The following is a 17,696-nucleotide window of genomic DNA, read 5'->3' on the forward strand; positions in this document are numbered from 1 at the left end:
GAGCGGGTCAGTTCCCCGACGCGCCAGATCGTCAAGACGCTGCCGTGATCACCGCCAGGGCTGCTCCGGCGAACGAGACGACCGCGCCGAGAGCTCGCAGCCGGTCGGCGCGCAGCAGGCGGACCACCATGGCCTGGTCGCGTTCGTGAGCCAGGCGCCGGTGCAGGGGAGCGGCCGTGCTCGCGGTGGTCAGCCCCGAGACGAGGGCACCGGTGACCGACACGAGCACCCAGGCGCCGCCGCGCCCGGTCGGCACCGTGAGCAGAGCCCACGCTCCGGAGAGCACGAGGGCGCCGTAGGTCAGCACCACGAGCGGCGTGATGCCCCGGCTGTGCCGGCTGTGCGCGAGCTTCCAGCCCGCGTCGTCCACCTGCGCGAGGGCCGGGTAGACGACCATGGTCACCGTCAGCTGGAACCCCAGGTGCAGGGCGCTCGCCACCAGGAGGGCGACGAGGGCCGCGTCCGAGCCGGTCATGCTGGGCAGGCTAGGGACCAACGGAGAGGAGCGCGCGTGCAGACGGTCGAGCTGCTCCTCGACGAGGCCACCGACCTGGCCGTGAGGGCCGAGTGGCAGCGGCTCGCCGACGTCGGGCTGCCCAGCCAGGCGCTCCACACCGGCAGCACGAATGCCCCCCACATCACCCTGGCCGTCGCCCGCGCCATCCCCGCGGAAGTGGAGCAGGGCGTCGCCCTGTTGGTGCAGCACCTGCCGGTGCCGGTGGAGCTCGGCGCCCTCGTCGTCTTCGGCAGCCGACGGCTCGCCCTCGCCCGGCTGGTCGTCGCGCAGTCCGACCTCCTCGGCCTCCACGCGGCGACCGCCGCCGCGGTGCGGGAGTGTCCCGGTGTCCCGCACTACCTCACGGCCGGGCACTGGACGCCTCACGTCACCCTTGCCCGAGGCCTCAGCACTGCCCAGGTGGGCACCGCCCTCGAGACGCTGGGCCAGGTGGACGGCCTCGCCGGCAGGATCGAGCGGATGCGCCGCTGGGACAGCGAGCGACGCCGGGCCTGGCTCCTCTGAGGCCACGAGCCAGGCCGCGGCGACGCCTCATGGCGTCGAGGTCGCCGGCCGCTGCCCACTCGAGGCCCTGACCCGCATCTGGCGCGGCGAGCTGTCCTGGCCCGGTGCGGTGCGCACAGGCCGGGTCGAGCTCGAGGGCCCGGAGGAGGTGCGTCGCGCGGCGGTGCCGTCGTGGCTCGGCCGCTCGAGGCTCGCCGACGCCCTCGCCGCGGCTGCGGAGCCCGCCCCGCACCCGGCCGGCGGGGGCAGGCAGCCGGCCAGCGCCTGAGGTCACGGCACGACGAAGGCCCCCGATCCGCCGGTGCGGAGCGGGGGCCTCGTCAGGGCCTCAACGGCTCAGGCGCGACGGTTTAGGCGCGGCGGCTCAGCCGCAGTGCGCCGGCGCCGGCGGCGACAAGCGCGAGGGCGATCGCGGTCAGCGGCCCGTTCTCGGAGCCGGTGTTGGCCAGCTCACGACGCGCGGTCGTGGTGTCGACCGGGACCGCGGAGCGGGCGACCGCCGGGGTGATGGTGAACTCCGCGAAGCCCATCGCCGTCGGCAGCTGGTCGGCGTCCGCGAGCGCCTCCAGGCCGGAGTCCTCCAGCACCGACAACTCGAGGTCGCTGCTGCCGCACAGCACGAGGGCGGCCGCGTCACCCGTCGAGGGGGTGGAGGAGCCGGACGTGGCGATCGGCACGTCGACCGACACGCGGCCGTCCGCGGCGAGGGTCACCTCGCGGGTGAAGAACGGCTCGTCGGCTTCCTCGTTGCCGGCCATGACCACGGCCTTGGCCGAGCCCTTCGGGCAGGTGGCCGACACCCTCAGGTTCCCGCCGAGCGCCACGGTGCGGGCGGACAGGGCGACCTCGATCACCTCGAAGTCGAAGTCGAAGTCGACGTCGGAGACGAAGATGTCGAGGCTGGCGCTCGCGAGTGGGTCGGGCTGGCTGTAGATGACGCAGTCGACGGTCACGGTCGCCGGGCCCGCGGCAGCCCCGGTGAGGTCGAGCACCACGTCGTAGGCGCCGTCGGCGTCGACGTCGGAGGCGCCGCCACCCACCATCTTGCCGTCCTGGGTCAGGGTGACCACGGCCTCCTCCGCCGTGGTAGGGCAGTCGCCGAAGGCGCCGAGCGGCTCGTCGATGTAGGCGAAGTCGGTCTCGACCTCGATGGTCGCGCCGGGCGCGGCGTGGGCAGGCGCCACCGTGGCGGCCAGCGTGCCGCCCGTGGCGAGCAGCGTGGCCAGCGCCAGGGCGCGGGTGCGGGCAGACAGCATGCGATCACCTATCGGTCGTGGGGTCCCCTCCGGGGCGGACCCTACTGCCCGGGTTGGCCCCAAAAGTGACGAGTGCCGCGAATGCCCGAAGGACTGCCCGAACGGATGATCCCCGCTGGGGCCAGCCACCCGCCGCCGGCGTCAGCGGCCTCGGCAGGACCCGGTGCGGAAGGGCTCGATGGCGGCTTCGGTGCCCGAGGTCGGGAAGGCCACCGGCACCCGCGTGGTGGTCTGGCGCACCGGGACCGTGCTCACGCGGTTGGCCGCGAGGGCCGCACGCAGGTGACGGGCGAGGGACGCCACCTCGGCCACGCCGAGGTCCGCGTCGCGGCGCACCCGCGGTGCCACCGCCCACGCCGCCCGCTGGGCCGCGAGCGGGTCAGCCAGCCCGTCGGCCGCCTGCCCGATGACCTCGACCGCGTGGGCAGTGCGCGTGCGGTCCGCATCGGTCACCGGCACCCAGCGGCCGTCGCGCAGTGCCTCGGGCCGGCGCGAGCGCACCCACGCCAGGGCCTGCGTGCCGTCCAGCACCTGGGTCCCCGCACGCGGCAGCCGGAGCCCCGACTTGTTGTCGCGCAGGGGTTCCCAGGTGGTGACGGTCACGCCACCGGTGGCGTCGACGAGGTCGATCAGGCCCCGGAAGTCCAGGATCGCCACGTGGTCGACGCCCACGCCGAGGTCGCGGCACAGACTGTCCACCATGGCCTGCGGCCCGTCGACCAGCGCCAGCCCCAGGCGGTGCGGCCTGCCCGAGCCGGCACCCACGTAGAGGTCGCGGGGGATCGACAGCAGCTGCGCCCCACCTCCGCCGCGCGTGCGCAGCACCATGACCAGGTCGGCCCGCTCACTGCTCGCCTGGTGCCGGTCGGCATACCGCTCGCGGTCCGCCTCGGGGAGCCGGCCGCGCGAGTCCGAGCCCAGGAGCAGGTATGCCGTGCCGTCTCCCGAACCGGGCGTGGTCACCGCGACGGTCGGGGCGCGGTGCAGGATCAGCGCCACGTCCGCGGCAGCCACCGTGACCACCAGGGCAAGGGCCACCAGCACAGCTCGGGCCGCACGGCGTGCCCGCGCCGGCCGGCGACGCGGCAGGCGGGACGGGGCGGCGGACGTGGGCACGGGGAGCAGTGTCCCCCACCGGCCACGTCACCCGTGCCGCACCGGCGACGCGTCGTTCGGAGGTCGCCCGGCTACCGCCGGCCGCGGCGCACCCGGAGGTAGTCGGCGACGACGTACTCGCCCAACCGGTACACCGACGGGGTGAAGACGCGGCCGCCGGCCCGTCGCGCCACGGCGTCGACGAACCTCGCCAGCCCCGGGTCGTCACCCAGCATGAAGACGTTCAGGGCAGCTCCGCTGCGCCGCAGCTCGTCGACCTGCGCGACCGTCGCCCGCACCGTCTCGGCAGTGGGCGGCCACCTGAACTGCGGCTCGCCGTCCGCGCCGAGGTGGGCCGTCGGCTCGCCGTCGGTCACGACCAGCACCACCGGCTCGGCGTCCGGGTGCCGGCGCAGGTGCCGGCCCGCAAGCATGAGCGCGTGCTGGAGGTTGGTGCCCTGCACCCACTCCGGCTCCGCCTCGACCAGCTGCACGGGGGTGAGCCGTCGCGCGGCGATGTTGAAGCCGATGATTTGCAGCGCGTCGTGGCGGAACCGGGTCTGCACCAGGTGCGACAGCGCCAGCGCGGTCTGCTTCATGGGGCCCCAACGACCCTCCTGGAGCATCGAGAACGACATGTCGACGCACAGTGCGACCGCGGCCGTCGTGCGCCGCTCCGTCTCGACGACTTCGAAGTCCTCGACGAGCAGGCTCACGGCGGAGGTTGCGGAGTCCTCGGTGCCCGCGCCGCGCGGCATACCGCCGTCAGGGGACAGGCCGGCGGCAGCGGTGCGACGCAACGCGTTCGAGACCGTGCGCACCGTGTCGAGTGGCAGCTCGTCACCGAACTCCCACGCCCGGCTCAGGCCCGTGGGCTCGTCGGCCTGGCCCGGCTGGCGGTCGTCGTGGTCGCCGCGGCCCGTGGCGGACAGGTGGTCGAAGACCCGCCGCAGGGCCGTCTCGCCGAGCCGGCGCACCGCGCGGGGGGTGAGCCGCAGGCCGTCGTCCCCTCGCGACAGGTAGCCCTGCCGCTCCAGCTCGCGCTCGAGCTGGCGCAGCGCCTCGAAGTCGCGGGCGGCGGCAGGGCCGAGGCGTTGCTCGAGCCGCTCCACGTCGACGTCGTCGAGGCTGGCCCCGGCATACCCTTGGGCAAGCTGGTCCGAGAGTGCCTCGAGGTCGGCGAGCTCGGCCACCGCCTCCACCGCGTCGCCGTAGCCCAGCGGCTCTCCGCCCTGCATGCGCACCGGACTCCCACGGTCCAGGCCCGGGCGCAGGGCGCGCAGGTTGTCCGACAGCTGCGCCATCTGCGCGGCCAGGTCGGGGTCGCCCAGCGCGTCGGCCACGAGCTGCGAGAGCTGCGCGCGCTGCTCCGGGCTGAGCGAGGCCATCATCCGGGCTGCGGCGGCCTGCCGGCGGGCCAGGGCGTCGATGAGCTCGTCGACGTCCTTCGGCTGCTCGGGGAAGAGGTCGCCGTGGCGGTCCATGAACTCGCGGAACCGGTCGGTGGTGTCCTCGCCCCGGGCGTGCGCGGCGAGCAGCGCGTTGAGGTCGGCGAGCATGTCCTTCACCGCCTGCATCGCCTCCGGGTCCTGCCCCGACAGGGCCTGCTCGAGCCCGGTGAACTGTGCGTCGAGCACCTCCCGTCGCAGCATCTGCTGGATCTGGTCGTAGATCTCCTTGGCCTCGGGGGAGTGCCACTCGTGGTCGGCCAGCGCCCGCACGGCGCCGGCCACGTCGTCGGGCAGCGTCGCGAGGTCCATCTCGGCGAGGCGGGCCGCGTCGGTCTGCTCGGCGGCGAGGGTGTCGCGCTCGGCAGCCAGCGCCTGGTCGAGCATCGCCCGCACCTGGTCGAGGGTGCCGCCGAGGTCACCACGGCGTCGGGCCGCCTCCCGCATCCGGCGGATCCGGTCGGCCAGCTGGTCGAGCCCGCCCCGGCCGTCCAGCCCTCGGCGAAGCAGGTCCTGCAGCGCCTCGCGAGCGCTGCCTCCGGCGAGGACCTCCCGCCCTACCTCGTCGAGCGCGGCCCGCACGTCGTAGGGCGGCGCGAGCGGGTCTGGGCCGCCGCGCCACGGCCCGTAGCGGAAGCGGCCGTGGTGGGCCGGGTCCGGGCGGCCGGGGAAACCGGACGAGGAGGAGCCGGACGAGCCGGGCACCGGGTGCCCCTACGCCCCGTACACGGTGCGCCCGGCGACCGTGTCCTTGTCGATGCGGCGGGTCAGGTGCAGGCCCTCGAGCACGAACTCGACGGCCGCAGCGACCTCCCCGGGTGAGGCGTCGTCGCCGTGGCCGAGCCGGTCGAGCACCTTCGACAGGCCGGGCACCGTGCCGATCTGACCCAGCAGCTCGGCGGCAGGCACGAGCTCTCCGGTCTCGACGACGGCGCCCTCGGCGAACAGGTCGGTGAAGCCGGAGAGGTCGAGGCCGACGAGCCGGTCGCGGAAGGTCTCGGCGACCGCCACCCGCAGCAGGTGGTCGAGCACCTCGCGCTCGCGTCCCTCCTCGCCCATCTCGAACTCGACCTTGCCCAGCAGGGTCGGTACCGCGGTGGGCACGTCGCAGACCCGCGCGACCGCGTCGGCCTCGCCCGAGCGAGCCGCGCGACGCATCGAGGAGGCGGCGACGCTCTCGGCCCCGGCGATCGCGAAGCGCGCCGAGACACCGGACCGGTGGTCCACGGCGGCCGACTCGCGCAGGCCGCGCGTGAAGCGGGCCACCACCTCGACGAGGTGCTCCGGCACCTCGGCGACCAGGTCCGCCTCCTGCGAGATCAGCGCCACCTCGTCGGAGACCTCGAAGGGGTAGTGGGTGCGGATCTCCGCCCCGAACCGGTCCTTCAGCGGCGTGATGATGCGACCGCGGTTGGTGTAGTCCTCCGGGTTGGCGGTGGCGACGAGCAGCAGGTCGAGCGGCAGCCGCAGCGAGTAACCGCGGATCTGGATGTCCCGCTCCTCGAGCACGTTGAACAGGGCCACCTGGATCCGCTCGGCCAGGTCGGGTAGCTCGTTGAGGCCGAAGACCCCGCGATTGGAGCGGGGCACCAGGCCGTAGTGGACCGTCTCGGGGTCGCCTAGCGTGCGGCCCTGGGCCACCTTGACGGGGTCGACGTCACCGACGAGGTCGCCGACGCTCGTGTCCGGGGTGGCGAGCTTCTCGGCATACCGCTCGCTGCGGTGACGCCACCGGAGGGGCAGGTCGTCGCCCAGCTCGCCGCGCAGCCGCAGGCAGCGCCCGCACACCGGCTCGAGCGGGTCGTCGTTGACCTCGCAGCCCTGCACGGCCGGGCTCCACTCGTCGAGCAGGCCGCCGATCGTGCGCATCAGCCGGGTCTTGCCCTGCCCGCGCTCGCCGAGCATGACAAGGTCGTGCCCGGCCAGCAGCGCGCTCTCGAGCTCGGGCAGCACCGTGTCGTCGAAGCCGACGATGCCGGGGAAGGCCGTCTCGCCGGACCGCAGCCGGGACAGCAGGTTGTCGCGGATCTCCTGCTTCACCGTCCGGCGTTGGTGGCCCTGTGCCACCAGCGCGCCGAGAGTGGTCACCGAGGGTCGGTCGCTCATTGGCCCACGCTACGTCCGGTGTCTCGACGGCACCACCAACGGTGTCCAGCAGGTGGCCGCGCCCGGCGCCGAGCGGGTGGGTCAGGTCTTCACCAAACGCCCGGCACCGGACGACCCGCCCTGCCACCATGCCTGACACCGATCGAGGTCAGGGGGAAGGGTGCGGGCAGCAACGGCAGGCCGGCGCGTCGGCGTGGTGGCCGCGGTGCTGGCGGTGCTCGCGACCGCGAGCGGCGGCTGCGGCCTCCGGGCTCCCCAGCCCCCGGCGAACGGTGTGGCCGGCACGATCGTCAGCACCGACGACACCGGCCTGCCCGACTCCCCGGCCGGCGGGGGCTGGATCGTCGCCATTCCCGCCGAGCACATCGAGGACGTGGTCACCCTGGCCCGGAAGGGGCGCAAGGGCTTCACGTCCCGCGACCTGCCCTACTCCGGCTTCGTCCTCGACCAGAAGACCGCGCGGAAGTGGGGGGCGGTGCTCGCCGAGGTCGACGACAAGGGTCGTTTCACCCTCGAGGCGACCGGACCCCACCTGCTCTGCCGCGTGGAGGCGACCCGCACCGGCAAGCGCCTGACCGGCGGGTGCGACGACGTCTCGCTCCCAGCGGGCGGCACGGTGCGGGCCACCGTGGGGGAGGCCGGCTTCCGCGCGGGGCTGGCCTGACGCGCGAGCCTGACGCGTGAGCCTGACGCCCGACCGGCCCAGCGAGCTGGTCAGGAGCCGTCGGCGGCGCGCTCGAGCTCGGCGATGTCGAACCGCTGCATCCTCAGCATCGCCTCCGTCGCCCGAGCCGCCCGGTCGGGGTCGGGGTCGGACAGGAGGGCCCCGAGGCGGTTCGGCACGACCTGCCAGGAGAGCCCGAACTGGTCCTTGAGCCACCCACACGGCCCCTCCTCGCCGCCCTTGGAGAGCGAGTACCAGTAGTGGTCGACCTCCTCCTGGTCGGCGCAGTGGATCTGGAACGAGATGGCCTCGTTGAAGGTGAACTGGGGCCCACCGTTGAGGGCCACGTACGGCTGGCCGTCGAGCACGAACTCGACCGTCATCGTCTCTCCCTCCGGACGCATGCCCGCCTTGCCGTAGCGGGTGACGTTGGTGATCCTCGAGTTGGGGAAGACCGAGCAGTAGAACGTGGCGGCCTCCTCCCCCTGGGTGTCGAACCACAGGCACGGCGTGGTCTTCGGCATGGCTGGCTCCTTCGTCGACGGGCGTGTGGGGCGGGTGTTGTGGCGGGTGCCTTCTTCCAGTGAAGGGCCACACCACGACAGACGTCTCGGCGTCGGCGGAATCATCGCTCCGGCGAGGTCGGCGCGACGCTGCGAGACTGGACCCGTGACTGACACGAGCTCCCTGCCGACCCTGCCGGACCTGCCGGCGGGTTCGACAGCCCGCACGCCCACGCTGACCGACCACGCGGCCCTGGTCGACCTCCTTGCGGCGCACCAGAGCTCGGTGCGCGGCTCCAGCTCGGTCGACCCCGAGGCGGTTGCCTCCGCGGCGACCGGCACCGCCTCGTGGACGCGCCGGCAGCTCCTCGTCGAGGACGCCGCGGGGGCTGTCGTCGCCTGGGTGAGCGTGCACGACCGCGCCGCCGGGCGCAGCGTCGTCGAGCTCACGGTGGCACCCGGGGCGGCGGAGGCCGAGGAGCTGGCCACCGCCCTCTTCCGGTGGGCGGAGGCCACGGCGCTGGAGGTGGCGCGCCAGCGCGCGCTGCCCGGCACCCAGCTCGACGCCAGCGCGTATGCCGCCGACGAGCGGCAGCGCGGCTGGCTCACCAGGGCGGGGTACCGGCACACCCGCACGTGGCTGCAGATGAGCCGCCCGGTGGCGGCAGCCGAGGGGGAGCCGGGCGCGCTGCCGGGGCCGCGCGAGGGGGTGGCGGTGCGCCGGGTCGCCAAGCACGACGACGGGCTGCCCGTCGCCGCCGACCTGCAGACGGTGCACCACATGCTGGAGGAGTCCTTCGCGGACCACTTCAACTCCTACCGGGAGAGCTTTCCCGAGTTCGTCCAGCGGCTGCGCGAGGACCCGGGGCACCGCTGGGACCACTGGTGGATCGCCACCCTCGACGAGGGCGGCGAGCAGGTGCCCGGCGGTGCGCTCGTCAGCTCCGTCCTCGCGCCGGACGAGGCCGGGGTCGAGGGCAGCTACGTCGACTACATCGGCGTGCACCGCCGGTCGCGGGGGCGCGGCGTCGCCAAGGCCCTGCTCCACACGGTCATCGCCGACGCGGCCCGCCGGGGCCGCAACCGGGTGGGCCTCGAGGTCGACGCCGACAGCCCGACCGGGGCCGACGGGCTCTACCGGTCGATGGGGTGGGAGACGAAGTACGAGACCGAGTCGTGGCACCGCGACGTGACCGTGGAGGACGACGCCTGATGCCCCGCGCGGAGCAGCGCACCGACCCCGTCGCCCACCACGGCGAGGGACCGGTCTGGTGGGAGGCCTGGGGAGGGCTGCGCTACGTCGACATGCTGGCCGGCGACGTCCTCCAGCTCCGGGCCGACGGCTCGGTGGGCCGCACCCGGGTCGGCACCGTCGCCGCGGCGCTGCGACCACGTGCCGGTGGAGGTGCCGTCGTCGCCACCGAGCGGGCGTTCGCGGTCACGGACAGCGACGACCTCGCCGACCTGCGCGCGCTGCCCGACGTGTGGGACGACCCGGCGATCCGGTTCAACGACGGCGGCTGCGACCCCGACGGCCGCTTCTGGTGCGGCACGATGGCCTACGCCGAAACCCCCGGCGCCGGCGCGATGTTCCGCCTCGAGTCGGCGGAACCGTATGCCGCGCAGCGCGTCTGGGGCGACGTGACCATCAGCAACGGGCTGGGCTTCAGCCCTGACGGCCGGCTGGCTTACTACAACGACACCCCGACCCGCACGGTCAGCGTGTTCGACTACGAGCACGGCGAGCTGCTGAACCGTCGCGGCTTCGTCTCGCTGCGCGACGAGGACGAGGGCGCCGGCTCCCCCGACGGTCTCTGCGTCGACGCCGCGGGCGGGGTGTGGGTGGCCCTGTTCGGCGGCTCGGCCGTGCGGCACTACACGGCCGACGGCCGCCTGGCGGAGGTGGTCGAGCTGCCGGTGAGCCAGGTGACGGCCTGCACCTTCGGCGGTCCGGGGCTGCGCGAGCTGTTCATCACGACGTCGGCCGAGGGGCTGAGCCGCGAGGACGAGCCGCTGGCGGGTGCCCTGTTCTCCTGCACCCCGGGCGTGGTCGGGCTCCCCATCCTGCCGTTCAGGGGCTGAGGTGCCGGGGCGCGGCGACACGACGGGCGACGCAGCACTCCTGGCCGCCCTCTCCGAGCTGTATGCCGTGGCGCCCGACGGCTTCGTCGGCACCAGGACCGCGCTGGTCCAGGACGCGAAGGCGCGTGGCGACGCCGCGCTCGCCGGGGAGGTCGGGCGGCTGAGGCGGCCCACCGTGGCGGCGTGGGCCGTGAACCAGGTGGTGCGCCGACGGCCGTCCCTGGTCGGGCGGCTGCACGACGTCGGTGGCCGGTTGCGAGCGGCGCAGGCCGGGCTCGACGCGTCGGCGATGCGCGACCTCCGCTCGGAGAGGGACGGCCTGCTCGCCGAGTGGGCGGAGGCGGCGGCCGAGGTGGCCGCAGACGCCGGCCGCCCGTTGGCTCCCGCCGCCCTCGAGGAGGTGCGGGGCACCGTCATCGCCGCGCTGGCGAGCGGGGAGGCCACCGAGGCCGCGGTCTCTGGCCACCTCACGCGGGCGCTCAGCTACTCGGGATTCGGTGAGGTCGACCTCTCCGAAGCAGTGGTCCGCACCTCCTCCGGCGCCGTCCTCACCGTGGTCGACGGCGTGGAGGGGGAGCGAGCGCCGAAGGCCGCGATTTCCGAGGCGACCGCCTCCAACGCGGCCACCTCCGAGGCGGCCATCGAGCACCCGGAGGCCGCACACCGGCGGTCCGGCGATCGGCAGGCCGAGCGGGAGGCCGAGCGGGAGGAGCGGGCGCGTCGGGTGGCCGGGGCCGCCGAGGCCCATGCGGCGGCGGCCGCGGCTGCCGAGGAGGCCGCCCTCGCCGTTGCCTCGGCACGCGACCGGGCCGACGAGGTCCGTTGGCGGGTGGAGGAGCTCGAGGAGCAGCTGCGCCGGGCCCGTCAGGAGCACCGGGACGCCGAGCAGTCGGCCACGGCTGCGGCCAGGAGCCGCCGGGCCGCCGTGGTGGCGCTCGCGGCGGCCGAGCGCGCGCTGCGGGCCGCGGAGGCGGACTCCCCGTCCTGACCCTCCGTAGCGGGCGGTGACGAAGGGGCCGAACGGCCCGCTCCGGGCCGGGTGCCCGCGCGGGACACTTCAGGTATGGCCCCCCCGCTCAGGTCGAGCGAGCCGCCGCTGCCGGGCGCCGCGGGGGAGCACGGGTCTGGGATCCCCCCGGGGTCGCGGCCGGTGGAACAGGCACGTCTGCAGAGCCGGGCGCCACGCCCGCCGCGCTGGGACCCCTGGCGGGTGGCCGAGGCCATCGCCTCGGCGGCCCTCGGCGTGGCGCTGCTCGTGTGGGGGCTTCCCGCTGTGGCGGGGGCCGACTGGTCCGACATCGCTGCGGTGCTCGGCGAGCTGAGCACGTGGCAGGTGCTCGCGCTGGGCGTGGTGTGGCAGCTGGGGCTCTGGGTGCACACCATCGCCCTGTGCGCCGCGATGCCCGGGCTGAGCAGCCCGCGAGCGTGGTTCCTCAACCAGACGGGCAGCGCGGTCTCCAACATCCTCCCGCTGGGCGGCGCGGCCGGGACGGCCCTGAACTACTCGACCTGCCGGGTGTGGGGCTTCGGCACGGCCACCTTCCTGCGGTGGGCCCTGGTCACCAACATCTGGGACACGCTCGGCAAGCTGGTCGTGCCCGTGGTGGCGGTGCTGTGGCTGGTGCTCGCAGGCACCACCTCGCCACAGGCGCTGGTGAGCGCGGCCATCGCGGGCGTCGTCGGGATGGGCCTGCTCGTGGCCTTCACGTGGTTCATGCTGCACCGGGACGCCGGCGCCCGGGCCGTGGGGCGGCTGCTCGACGTGGTGGTGCGCTGGCTGCGGGTCAGGCGGCTGCGCACGAAGCGCTTTGCCGACCTGGCGGTGGTGTTCCGCCGCGACGTCGCAGGCCTGGTGTCGCGCGCCTGGGGTCGCCTGACGGTCGGCAAGACGGCCTACGCGGTGAGCCAGGCCTTGCTGCTGTGGCTGTGCGTCACCTGGCTCGGGGGCGAGGCGTCGGCTGCCGTGGTGTTCGCCGCCTTCGCCGCCGAGCGCGTGCTGTCGCTGGCCGTGATCACCCCGGGCGGGACGGGCGTGGTGGAGGTCGGGGTGACGGGGATGCTCGTCCTGTTCGGGGTCGAGCCGGCCACGGCGGCGGCGAGCGTGCTGCTCTACCGGGCGTTCATCATCGGCCTCGAGATCCCCGTCGGGGGCACTGCGCTGTTGTGGTGGCTGATCCGTGGTCGGCGCGCGCGTCGAGCCGACCGGAGCCCTGAGGCAGCCCTGAGACATCCCTGAGGGATCCGTCAGGGGGCCGGGGTCGATCTAGGTACAAGTCCCGATGTCGCGCGGGGCCCGGTTGCGCACACTCGAGGCCATGGTCCTCGCCGCCCGCCTGAGCCGCCTCTCGAAGGGCGCCCTCTCCCTCGGTCTCGCGGCTGTCATCGTCCGCTGGGCCGTCCCCCGTGCAGGCGGGGTGGGCTGGAGTCAGATCGGGCAGGCGGTCACCGCCCTCAGCATGACCGAGGTGGGGGTGCTCGCCGCGGTCTGGCTGGCCGGGCTGTGGGCGCACACCCTGGCGCTGACGGCCGCGATGCCGGGCCTGAGCTCCCGCCGGGCGCTGTTCCTCAACCTCACGGGCAGTGCGGTGTCCAACGTGCTGCCGCTCGGTGGCGCTGCCGGCACGCTCGCGAACTACACGATGAGCCGCGCGTGGGGTTTCAGCCCGAGCACGTTCGCCCGGTGGGCCCTGGTCACCAACATCTGGGACACCCTGGCCAAGCTGGTGCTGCCGGGTGTGGCGCTGTGCTGGCTGGCCGTGGCCGGCGTCGACACGGGGGGCGCGCTCGGCCAGGCCGCGGCGGTCGGTGCCGCCCTGCTCGTGGTGGCCCTGCTCGTGGTCCGCGGCCTGAGTGCCGGCGACCGGGGCGCGCAGGTGCTGGGGGCGCTCGCCGACCGTGTGGCGGGTGCGGTGGGGCGTGCCAACCCGATGCCCGGCGGGTATGCCGCGTGGGCGGTTCACCTGCGCCGCGACAGTGCCGACCTCATCGCCGCGGCCTGGGGCAGGCTGACCCTAGGCAAGGCGTCCTACGCGCTCCTGCAGGCGGCGCTGCTGTGGCTGTGCCTTGCCTCTCTGGGCACCCCGCCCGGGCTCTCGGTCGTCTTCGCCGCCTTCGCCCTCGAACGCATCCTGTCCATGGTGGTGATCACCCCCGGGGCCACCGGCATCGTGGAGGTGGGCATGACCGGCCTGTTAGTGGGGCTCGGGGCCGAGCCGGTGACCGCCACCGCAGGGGTGATCGTCTACCGGGCGATCACGGTCGGCCTGGAGGTTCCCGTGGGCGGGTTGGGTCTGGTGTGGTGGTGGGCACTGCGCCGGCAGGCCCGTCGTCCGGCGGAGGTGCCCGTCGTCGGTGTCGCGGTGGGGGCACGTTCTTCCTGACACCCACCACGCGGTGCGGTCCGGAGGTCCGGCTGCACGGGGCGGCCGGACCTCCGGTTGGTCTGGTGCGGCGGCTCAGGCGAGCGACATGAACAGCCGCCGCAGTTCGTCGAGGTCGAGCCGGCGCTCGGGGTCCGGATCGGCGAGGCACTCGCGCATGTTGAGCGCGATGACGTCGAAGCCGGCGCGTCCGAGGGCCCGGTGGACGGCGGAGAGCTGGGTGACGACGTCGGAGCAGTCGCGGCCCTCCTCGATCATCCGCACGATCCCGCCGAGCTGGCCCTGGGCGCGCTTGAGCCGGTTGACCACCGCATGCATCTCAGCAGTGCTGACGGTGTCCATGGGGCCTCCTCGGGTCGGGGTCTGCGGTGGGCTGGTCGGGCTCGGGTGGTGTGCAGCGGGGCCGCGAGGGGGGACGGCGGGCCGCGCTGCACCATCAGGGGTCAGCTGGCCTGGGCGGCAGCGACCTGCTTGCGGACCTCGTCCATGTCGAGGGCGCGCACCTGGCGGATCACGTCGGCCAGTGCGGCGGCCGGCAGGGCGCCGGGCTGGGCGAAGACGAGGATTCCGTCACGGAACGCCATGAGCGTCGGGATCGAGGTGATCTGCAGGGCGCCGGCGAGCTCGGGCTCGGCCTCGGTGTCGACCTTCCCGAACACGACGTCGTCGTGCTCCTCGGAGGCCTTCTCGAAGACGGGGGCGAACATGCGGCAGGGGCCGCACCAGGCCGCCCAGAAGTCGACGAGCACGATGCCGTCGCCCTGCACGGTGCTGGTGAAGGTGTCCTTGGTGAGGGCACGCGTGGCCATGGGTCGGTCCTTCCGGTCGGTGGTGCGCTGCGGGGCGCGTCACCCCTGTCAACAGAATACCCTGCGGGGTATATTCCCGCAGGGTATCCGGTTGCTCGCCGGGTCAGTCCTGCAGCTCGCGGAGCACCGACTGCAGGTCGCAGCCGGCGTTCTGGTTGTAGGGCAGCTTGGACAGCAGCTGGCCCATGAGGCACGAGTTGGTCGCCGCGGCGCCGACGAGGCCTCCACCGATGGCTCCGGAGAGCCACTTGGCCTTCGGGAAGAAGATGCTGGCGACGATGCCGGTGAGCACGAGGATGCCGGCCACGAGGCGCACCTGGCGCTCGAGGTCCCACTTCTGCGAGCCACGGCGCAGCGGTGCACCGGCCGTCTCCCATGCCATGACCCCGCCGTCGAGGACGTGCAGGTTCGGCAGCCCGGCCGCCGCGAGCAGCGCCTCGGCCTGGCTCGCCCGGTTGCCGGAACGGCATACGAGGACCACGTCCTCCTCGAGGTGCTGGCGCAGCTCGTCGCGGTGCTCCTTGAGCAGGTCGAGCGGCACGTTGTAGGAGCCGGGGATGTGCGCCGTGCCGAACTCGGCCGGGGTGCGGACGTCGAGCAGGCGAGGTGAGTCGCTGCGGCCGAGCCATTCCCTCAGGGTCGCGACGTCGAGGCGTGCGGGCATGGTGGTTGCAGTGGTCATGCTGTCCTTTCGCTGTGCCGTGGGGCGGCACGGTGGGGCTTGTCCAGGGATGTCGGGTCCGCCCCGGGGCGGACGGAGGTCGGCTGGGTCAGGCGGCCTTGACCAGGGGCAGGCCGGAGGAGGCGGCGTGCTCGTCGAAGGAGTCGTCGACCGCGACCACCCGGTGGCCGTTGGCCGCGAGGATGCTGGCGACGACGGAGGCGCGGTAGCCGCCGGCGCAGTGCACCCAGACCTCACCGGAGGGGACCTCGTCGAGGCGGTTCAGGATCTCGTGGATCGGCACGTTGACCGCTCCCTCGATGTGCGACTCCTCGAACTCCGGGCCGCGGCGCACGTCGAGGATCTGGACCGGGCGGTGGTGGCGCACCTGGGCGAGGTCGGCGAAGGTCGCGCGCTCGAAGCTGCTCAGCGGCTCGTCGGTCCACTCCTCGGGCTTGCCGGTGGCGGCGGCAGCGGGGTGGTCGATGCCGATCCGCACCATCTCACGTTGCGCCTCGGCCACCTGCTCGGCGCTCTCGCCGAGGAGGGTCACCGGCGTGCCCCAGGGAATGAGCCAGCCGAGGTAGGTCGCGAACTGGCCGTCGATGCCGAAGTTCAGCGTGCCGGGCGCGTGGCCGGCGGCGAAGGCGGTGCGCTTGCGCAGGTCGACGAGCCACTCGCCGGCCTCGAGGCGCTTGCGCAGCTCCTCCTTGTCGGCGAGCTCGGGTGCCGACAGGTCGGCTCCCGACGGGCCCTGTGCGTTGGCCGGGCCCATGTGCGCGTAGTAGGCGGGGTAGGCGTCGAGTCCCTCGAGGGTCTCGGCGACGTAGGCCTCCTCGTCCTTGGTCAGGGCGGGGTTGCTCCTGCGCTCCTGGCCGATGGTCGACGAGGTCGAGTCGGACTGGGTGGCCGAGCAGAACGAGCCGAACCCGTGGGTCGGCATGACCTGGGTGTCGTCCGTCAGCTGGTCGGCCAGCTTGTGGGCGGAGGCGTGCTGGTGGCGGGCCAGGGCGTCGGTGTGGTCCGGCCCCAGCAGGTCGGGGCGGCCGGTGGAACCGAAGAGCAGCGAGCCACCGGAAAAGACGGCCGGGGTCGGGCCCTCCAGCGCGTAGGACAGGTGGGTGAAGGTGTGGCCGGGGGTGTGGATGACGCGCACCTTCAGGGTGTCGCTCACCTCGACGACGTCGCCGTCGCGCACCGGGTCGTGCTCGAAGGAGACCTTGTCGTCGGCGTTGACGTGGTATGCCGCGCCGGTCTCCTTCGCGAGGGCGAAGCCACCGGTGACGTAGTCGTTGTGGATGTGCGTCTCGAAGACGTGGGTGATGCGCACGCCGCAGCTCTTCGCCAGGTCGAGCATGCGGTCGATGTCGCGCTGCGGGTCGACCACGAAGGCCACCTCGCCGTCATGGACGAGGTAGCTGCGGTCGCCCAGCGAGGGCGTCTCGACGGGGAGGATTGTCACGGCCATGAGGGTTCCTTTCCTGGAACTGTACGTCTGGGGCGAGTCGGGTGCGGGGCGAGTCAGGGGTGGAGGCGTCAGCGGGGGTCGCGGCCGGTCACGAGCGGCCGGCCCGAGCTGGCCCAGGCGGCGGTGCCGCCGGCGACATTCCAGGCGTCGACGCCGGCTCGCTCGAGGAACGAGGTCATCGACGCGCTGCGGTTGCCGCTGCGGCAGATCACGTGCACCGGGCGGTCGCGCGGAACCTCGGCGACGCGGGAGGCCAGCTGCGACATGGGGATGAGAACGGCTCCCGGCACGTGGCCCTGGACGTACTCCATCACCTCGCGGACGTCGAGGATGAAGGCCTTCGCGTCCTGCTGGGCGGCAGCGAACTGCTCGAGGGTGATCTCCTGCATGGCTCTCCTTGTCCGGCTCGCGGGGCTGATGTCTCTCCGAACATCGCATACCCCCTCCGGTATTTCAAATCGGAAGGAAGGCCTTGCCAGATACCCTAGGGGGTATTAGTGTGAGCGCAAGAGGTTCCCGTCCCGAGGAGAGCAGACCATGTGTCGTCCCGCCACCTGCCGCGCCTGCGGCAAGACCACCTGGGCCGGCTGCGGCCAGCACGTCGACCAGGTCATGGCCGGTGTGCCGCGCCAGCAGCAGTGCACGTGCGCCCCGGAGCAGAAGGCGTCGTCCGGCCGCTCCTTCTGGCAGAGCCTGACCGGTCGCTGACGGCCACCCCTTCGCGCGACGGAGCCCCCGCACCCCTGTCAGGGTGCGGGGCTCCGTCGTCGTCTCAAGTGCCCCCGGGTGGGGACCGGTGTGGCTCAGCGGGCCTGGGCATCACGCTGCTCGGCGTCGAGGAATGCCTCCAGGGCGTCCCGCCCGCCCTCGTGGTAGGCGCGCCAGGCCGACGTGGGCGACGCGGACAGGCTGTTGGCACGGTGGGTCCAACCCGCCAGTGCCTCCTCCACGAGGGGCAGGGCGTCGACGGGCCCGGACGAGGCCACGATGCGCATCGCCTCGGTGAGCGCGGCCACCTCACCCTCGTGGTACTTGGCCGGGTCCCGCTGGCCACCGGCACGGTCCACCGTGCACGGGGCGGCTCCTCCTGTGGCCGACGCCCAACGCTGCGCAGCCGAACTGCGGCGGGCCTTGAGGTCGTCGTGGTGGCCGGAGCGGTGCTCCGTGAACATGTCTTCAGCCTACGCCCGGGCCCCTGCGGGC

Annotated in this window: 21 protein-coding genes; 9 read left to right on the plus strand and 12 right to left on the minus strand. The window is 73.8% G+C overall.

Annotated elements, in window-relative coordinates:
- Positions 1-31: 31 nt before the first annotated feature.
- Positions 32-475, minus strand: a complete 444-nt coding sequence (locus P2F65_RS09270) for a hypothetical protein (RefSeq protein WP_275806173.1) — start codon at positions 473-475, stop codon at positions 32-34.
- A 36-nt stretch (positions 476-511) separates the two neighbouring features.
- Between P2F65_RS09270 and P2F65_RS09275 the strand changes: the two genes are divergently transcribed.
- Together P2F65_RS09275 and P2F65_RS09280 are read left to right on the plus strand one after the other, a co-directional pair.
- Positions 512-1,021 (plus strand): 2'-5' RNA ligase family protein, encoded by a 510-nt coding sequence (locus P2F65_RS09275; protein ID WP_275806174.1) that lies wholly within the window; start codon positions 512-514, stop codon positions 1,019-1,021.
- Positions 1,022-1,130: 109 nt separating this feature from the next.
- Entirely contained in the window at positions 1,131-1,289 is a 159-nt protein-coding gene (locus tag P2F65_RS09280) for a hypothetical protein (protein ID WP_275806175.1), read from the plus strand.
- Positions 1,290-1,371: 82 nt separating this feature from the next.
- On the opposite strand, the gene P2F65_RS09285 is transcribed toward P2F65_RS09280, so the two are convergent.
- From P2F65_RS09285 to P2F65_RS09300, 4 genes are all read right to left on the minus strand, one after another.
- Positions 1,372-2,277, minus strand: coding sequence for a hypothetical protein (locus P2F65_RS09285; protein WP_275806176.1), 906 nt, complete (start codon positions 2,275-2,277; stop codon positions 1,372-1,374).
- 141 nt (positions 2,278-2,418) lie between these two features.
- Positions 2,419-3,393: an LCP family protein gene (locus P2F65_RS09290; protein WP_275806177.1), complete on the minus strand. Its 975-nt coding sequence runs from the start codon at positions 3,391-3,393 to the stop codon at positions 2,419-2,421.
- A 71-nt stretch (positions 3,394-3,464) separates the two neighbouring features.
- Entirely contained in the window at positions 3,465-5,525 is a 2,061-nt protein-coding gene (locus P2F65_RS09295; RefSeq protein ID WP_275806178.1) for a hypothetical protein, read from the minus strand.
- A 9-nt stretch (positions 5,526-5,534) separates the two neighbouring features.
- The gene (locus tag P2F65_RS09300) at positions 5,535-6,926 is read right to left on the minus strand and encodes a sigma 54-interacting transcriptional regulator (RefSeq protein ID WP_275806179.1); all 1,392 of its coding nucleotides are present in this window, start codon (positions 6,924-6,926) and stop codon (positions 5,535-5,537) included.
- Between the two features lie 160 nt (positions 6,927-7,086).
- Between P2F65_RS09300 and P2F65_RS09305 the strand changes: the two genes are divergently transcribed.
- Entirely contained in the window at positions 7,087-7,590 is a 504-nt protein-coding gene (locus tag P2F65_RS09305; protein ID WP_275806180.1) for a hypothetical protein, read from the plus strand.
- Between the two features lie 50 nt (positions 7,591-7,640).
- On the opposite strand, the gene P2F65_RS09310 is transcribed toward P2F65_RS09305, so the two are convergent.
- On the minus strand, positions 7,641-8,114 hold the full coding sequence (locus tag P2F65_RS09310; protein WP_275806181.1) for a VOC family protein: 474 nt from the start codon (positions 8,112-8,114) through the stop codon (positions 7,641-7,643).
- A 145-nt stretch (positions 8,115-8,259) separates the two neighbouring features.
- Between P2F65_RS09310 and P2F65_RS09315 the strand changes: the two genes are divergently transcribed.
- The 5 genes from P2F65_RS09315 to P2F65_RS09335 all read left to right on the plus strand — a co-directional run bounded on the left by P2F65_RS09315 (position 8,260) and on the right by P2F65_RS09335 (position 13,555).
- Positions 8,260-9,306 (plus strand): GNAT family N-acetyltransferase, encoded by a 1,047-nt coding sequence (locus P2F65_RS09315; protein WP_275806182.1) that lies wholly within the window; start codon positions 8,260-8,262, stop codon positions 9,304-9,306.
- Positions 9,306-10,175 (plus strand): SMP-30/gluconolactonase/LRE family protein, encoded by an 870-nt coding sequence (locus tag P2F65_RS09320; RefSeq protein WP_275806183.1) that lies wholly within the window; start codon positions 9,306-9,308, stop codon positions 10,173-10,175. Before P2F65_RS09315 ends, P2F65_RS09320 begins: the two co-directional genes overlap by 1 nt.
- A 1-nt stretch (position 10,176) precedes the next feature.
- On the plus strand, positions 10,177-11,163 hold the full coding sequence (locus tag P2F65_RS09325) for a hypothetical protein (protein ID WP_275806184.1): 987 nt from the start codon (positions 10,177-10,179) through the stop codon (positions 11,161-11,163).
- Positions 11,164-11,238: 75 nt separating this feature from the next.
- On the plus strand, positions 11,239-12,411 hold the full coding sequence (locus P2F65_RS09330) for a lysylphosphatidylglycerol synthase domain-containing protein (protein ID WP_275806185.1): 1,173 nt from the start codon (positions 11,239-11,241) through the stop codon (positions 12,409-12,411).
- A gap of 79 nt (positions 12,412-12,490) precedes the next feature.
- On the plus strand, positions 12,491-13,555 hold the full coding sequence (locus tag P2F65_RS09335) for a lysylphosphatidylglycerol synthase domain-containing protein (protein WP_275806186.1): 1,065 nt from the start codon (positions 12,491-12,493) through the stop codon (positions 13,553-13,555).
- Positions 13,556-13,630: 75 nt separating this feature from the next.
- Here P2F65_RS09335 and P2F65_RS09340 read toward each other — a convergent pair whose 3' ends face one another.
- The 5 genes from P2F65_RS09340 to P2F65_RS09360 all read right to left on the minus strand — a co-directional run bounded on the left by P2F65_RS09340 (position 13,631) and on the right by P2F65_RS09360 (position 16,882).
- A complete protein-coding gene (locus tag P2F65_RS09340; RefSeq protein WP_275806187.1) occupies positions 13,631-13,897 on the minus strand; it encodes a metal-sensitive transcriptional regulator in 267 nt (88 codons plus the stop codon).
- Positions 13,898-13,998: 101 nt separating this feature from the next.
- Positions 13,999-14,364, minus strand: coding sequence for a thioredoxin (gene trxA, locus P2F65_RS09345; RefSeq protein WP_275806188.1), 366 nt, complete (start codon positions 14,362-14,364; stop codon positions 13,999-14,001).
- A 103-nt stretch (positions 14,365-14,467) separates the two neighbouring features.
- Entirely contained in the window at positions 14,468-15,046 is a 579-nt protein-coding gene (locus P2F65_RS09350) for a rhodanese-like domain-containing protein (protein ID WP_275806189.1), read from the minus strand.
- 88 nt (positions 15,047-15,134) lie between these two features.
- Positions 15,135-16,493: an MBL fold metallo-hydrolase gene (locus P2F65_RS09355; protein WP_275806190.1), complete on the minus strand. Its 1,359-nt coding sequence runs from the start codon at positions 16,491-16,493 to the stop codon at positions 15,135-15,137.
- A gap of 68 nt (positions 16,494-16,561) precedes the next feature.
- Complete coding sequence (locus tag P2F65_RS09360) at positions 16,562-16,882, minus strand: rhodanese-like domain-containing protein (protein WP_275806191.1); 321 nt, start codon at positions 16,880-16,882, stop codon at positions 16,562-16,564.
- Between the two features lie 148 nt (positions 16,883-17,030).
- Between P2F65_RS09360 and P2F65_RS09365 the strand changes: the two genes are divergently transcribed.
- Entirely contained in the window at positions 17,031-17,201 is a 171-nt protein-coding gene (locus P2F65_RS09365; RefSeq protein ID WP_275806192.1) for a hypothetical protein, read from the plus strand.
- Between the two features lie 95 nt (positions 17,202-17,296).
- Here the strand turns inward: P2F65_RS09365 and P2F65_RS09370 are convergent, their stop codons facing one another.
- Positions 17,297-17,665, minus strand: coding sequence for a hypothetical protein (locus tag P2F65_RS09370; RefSeq protein ID WP_275806193.1), 369 nt, complete (start codon positions 17,663-17,665; stop codon positions 17,297-17,299).
- Between the last annotated feature and the right edge of the window lie 31 nt (positions 17,666-17,696).

Origin of the sequence: Knoellia sp. p5-6-4 (assembly GCF_029222705.1) — a bacterium.
Lineage (GTDB): Bacteria > Actinomycetota > Actinomycetes > Actinomycetales > Dermatophilaceae > Pedococcus_A.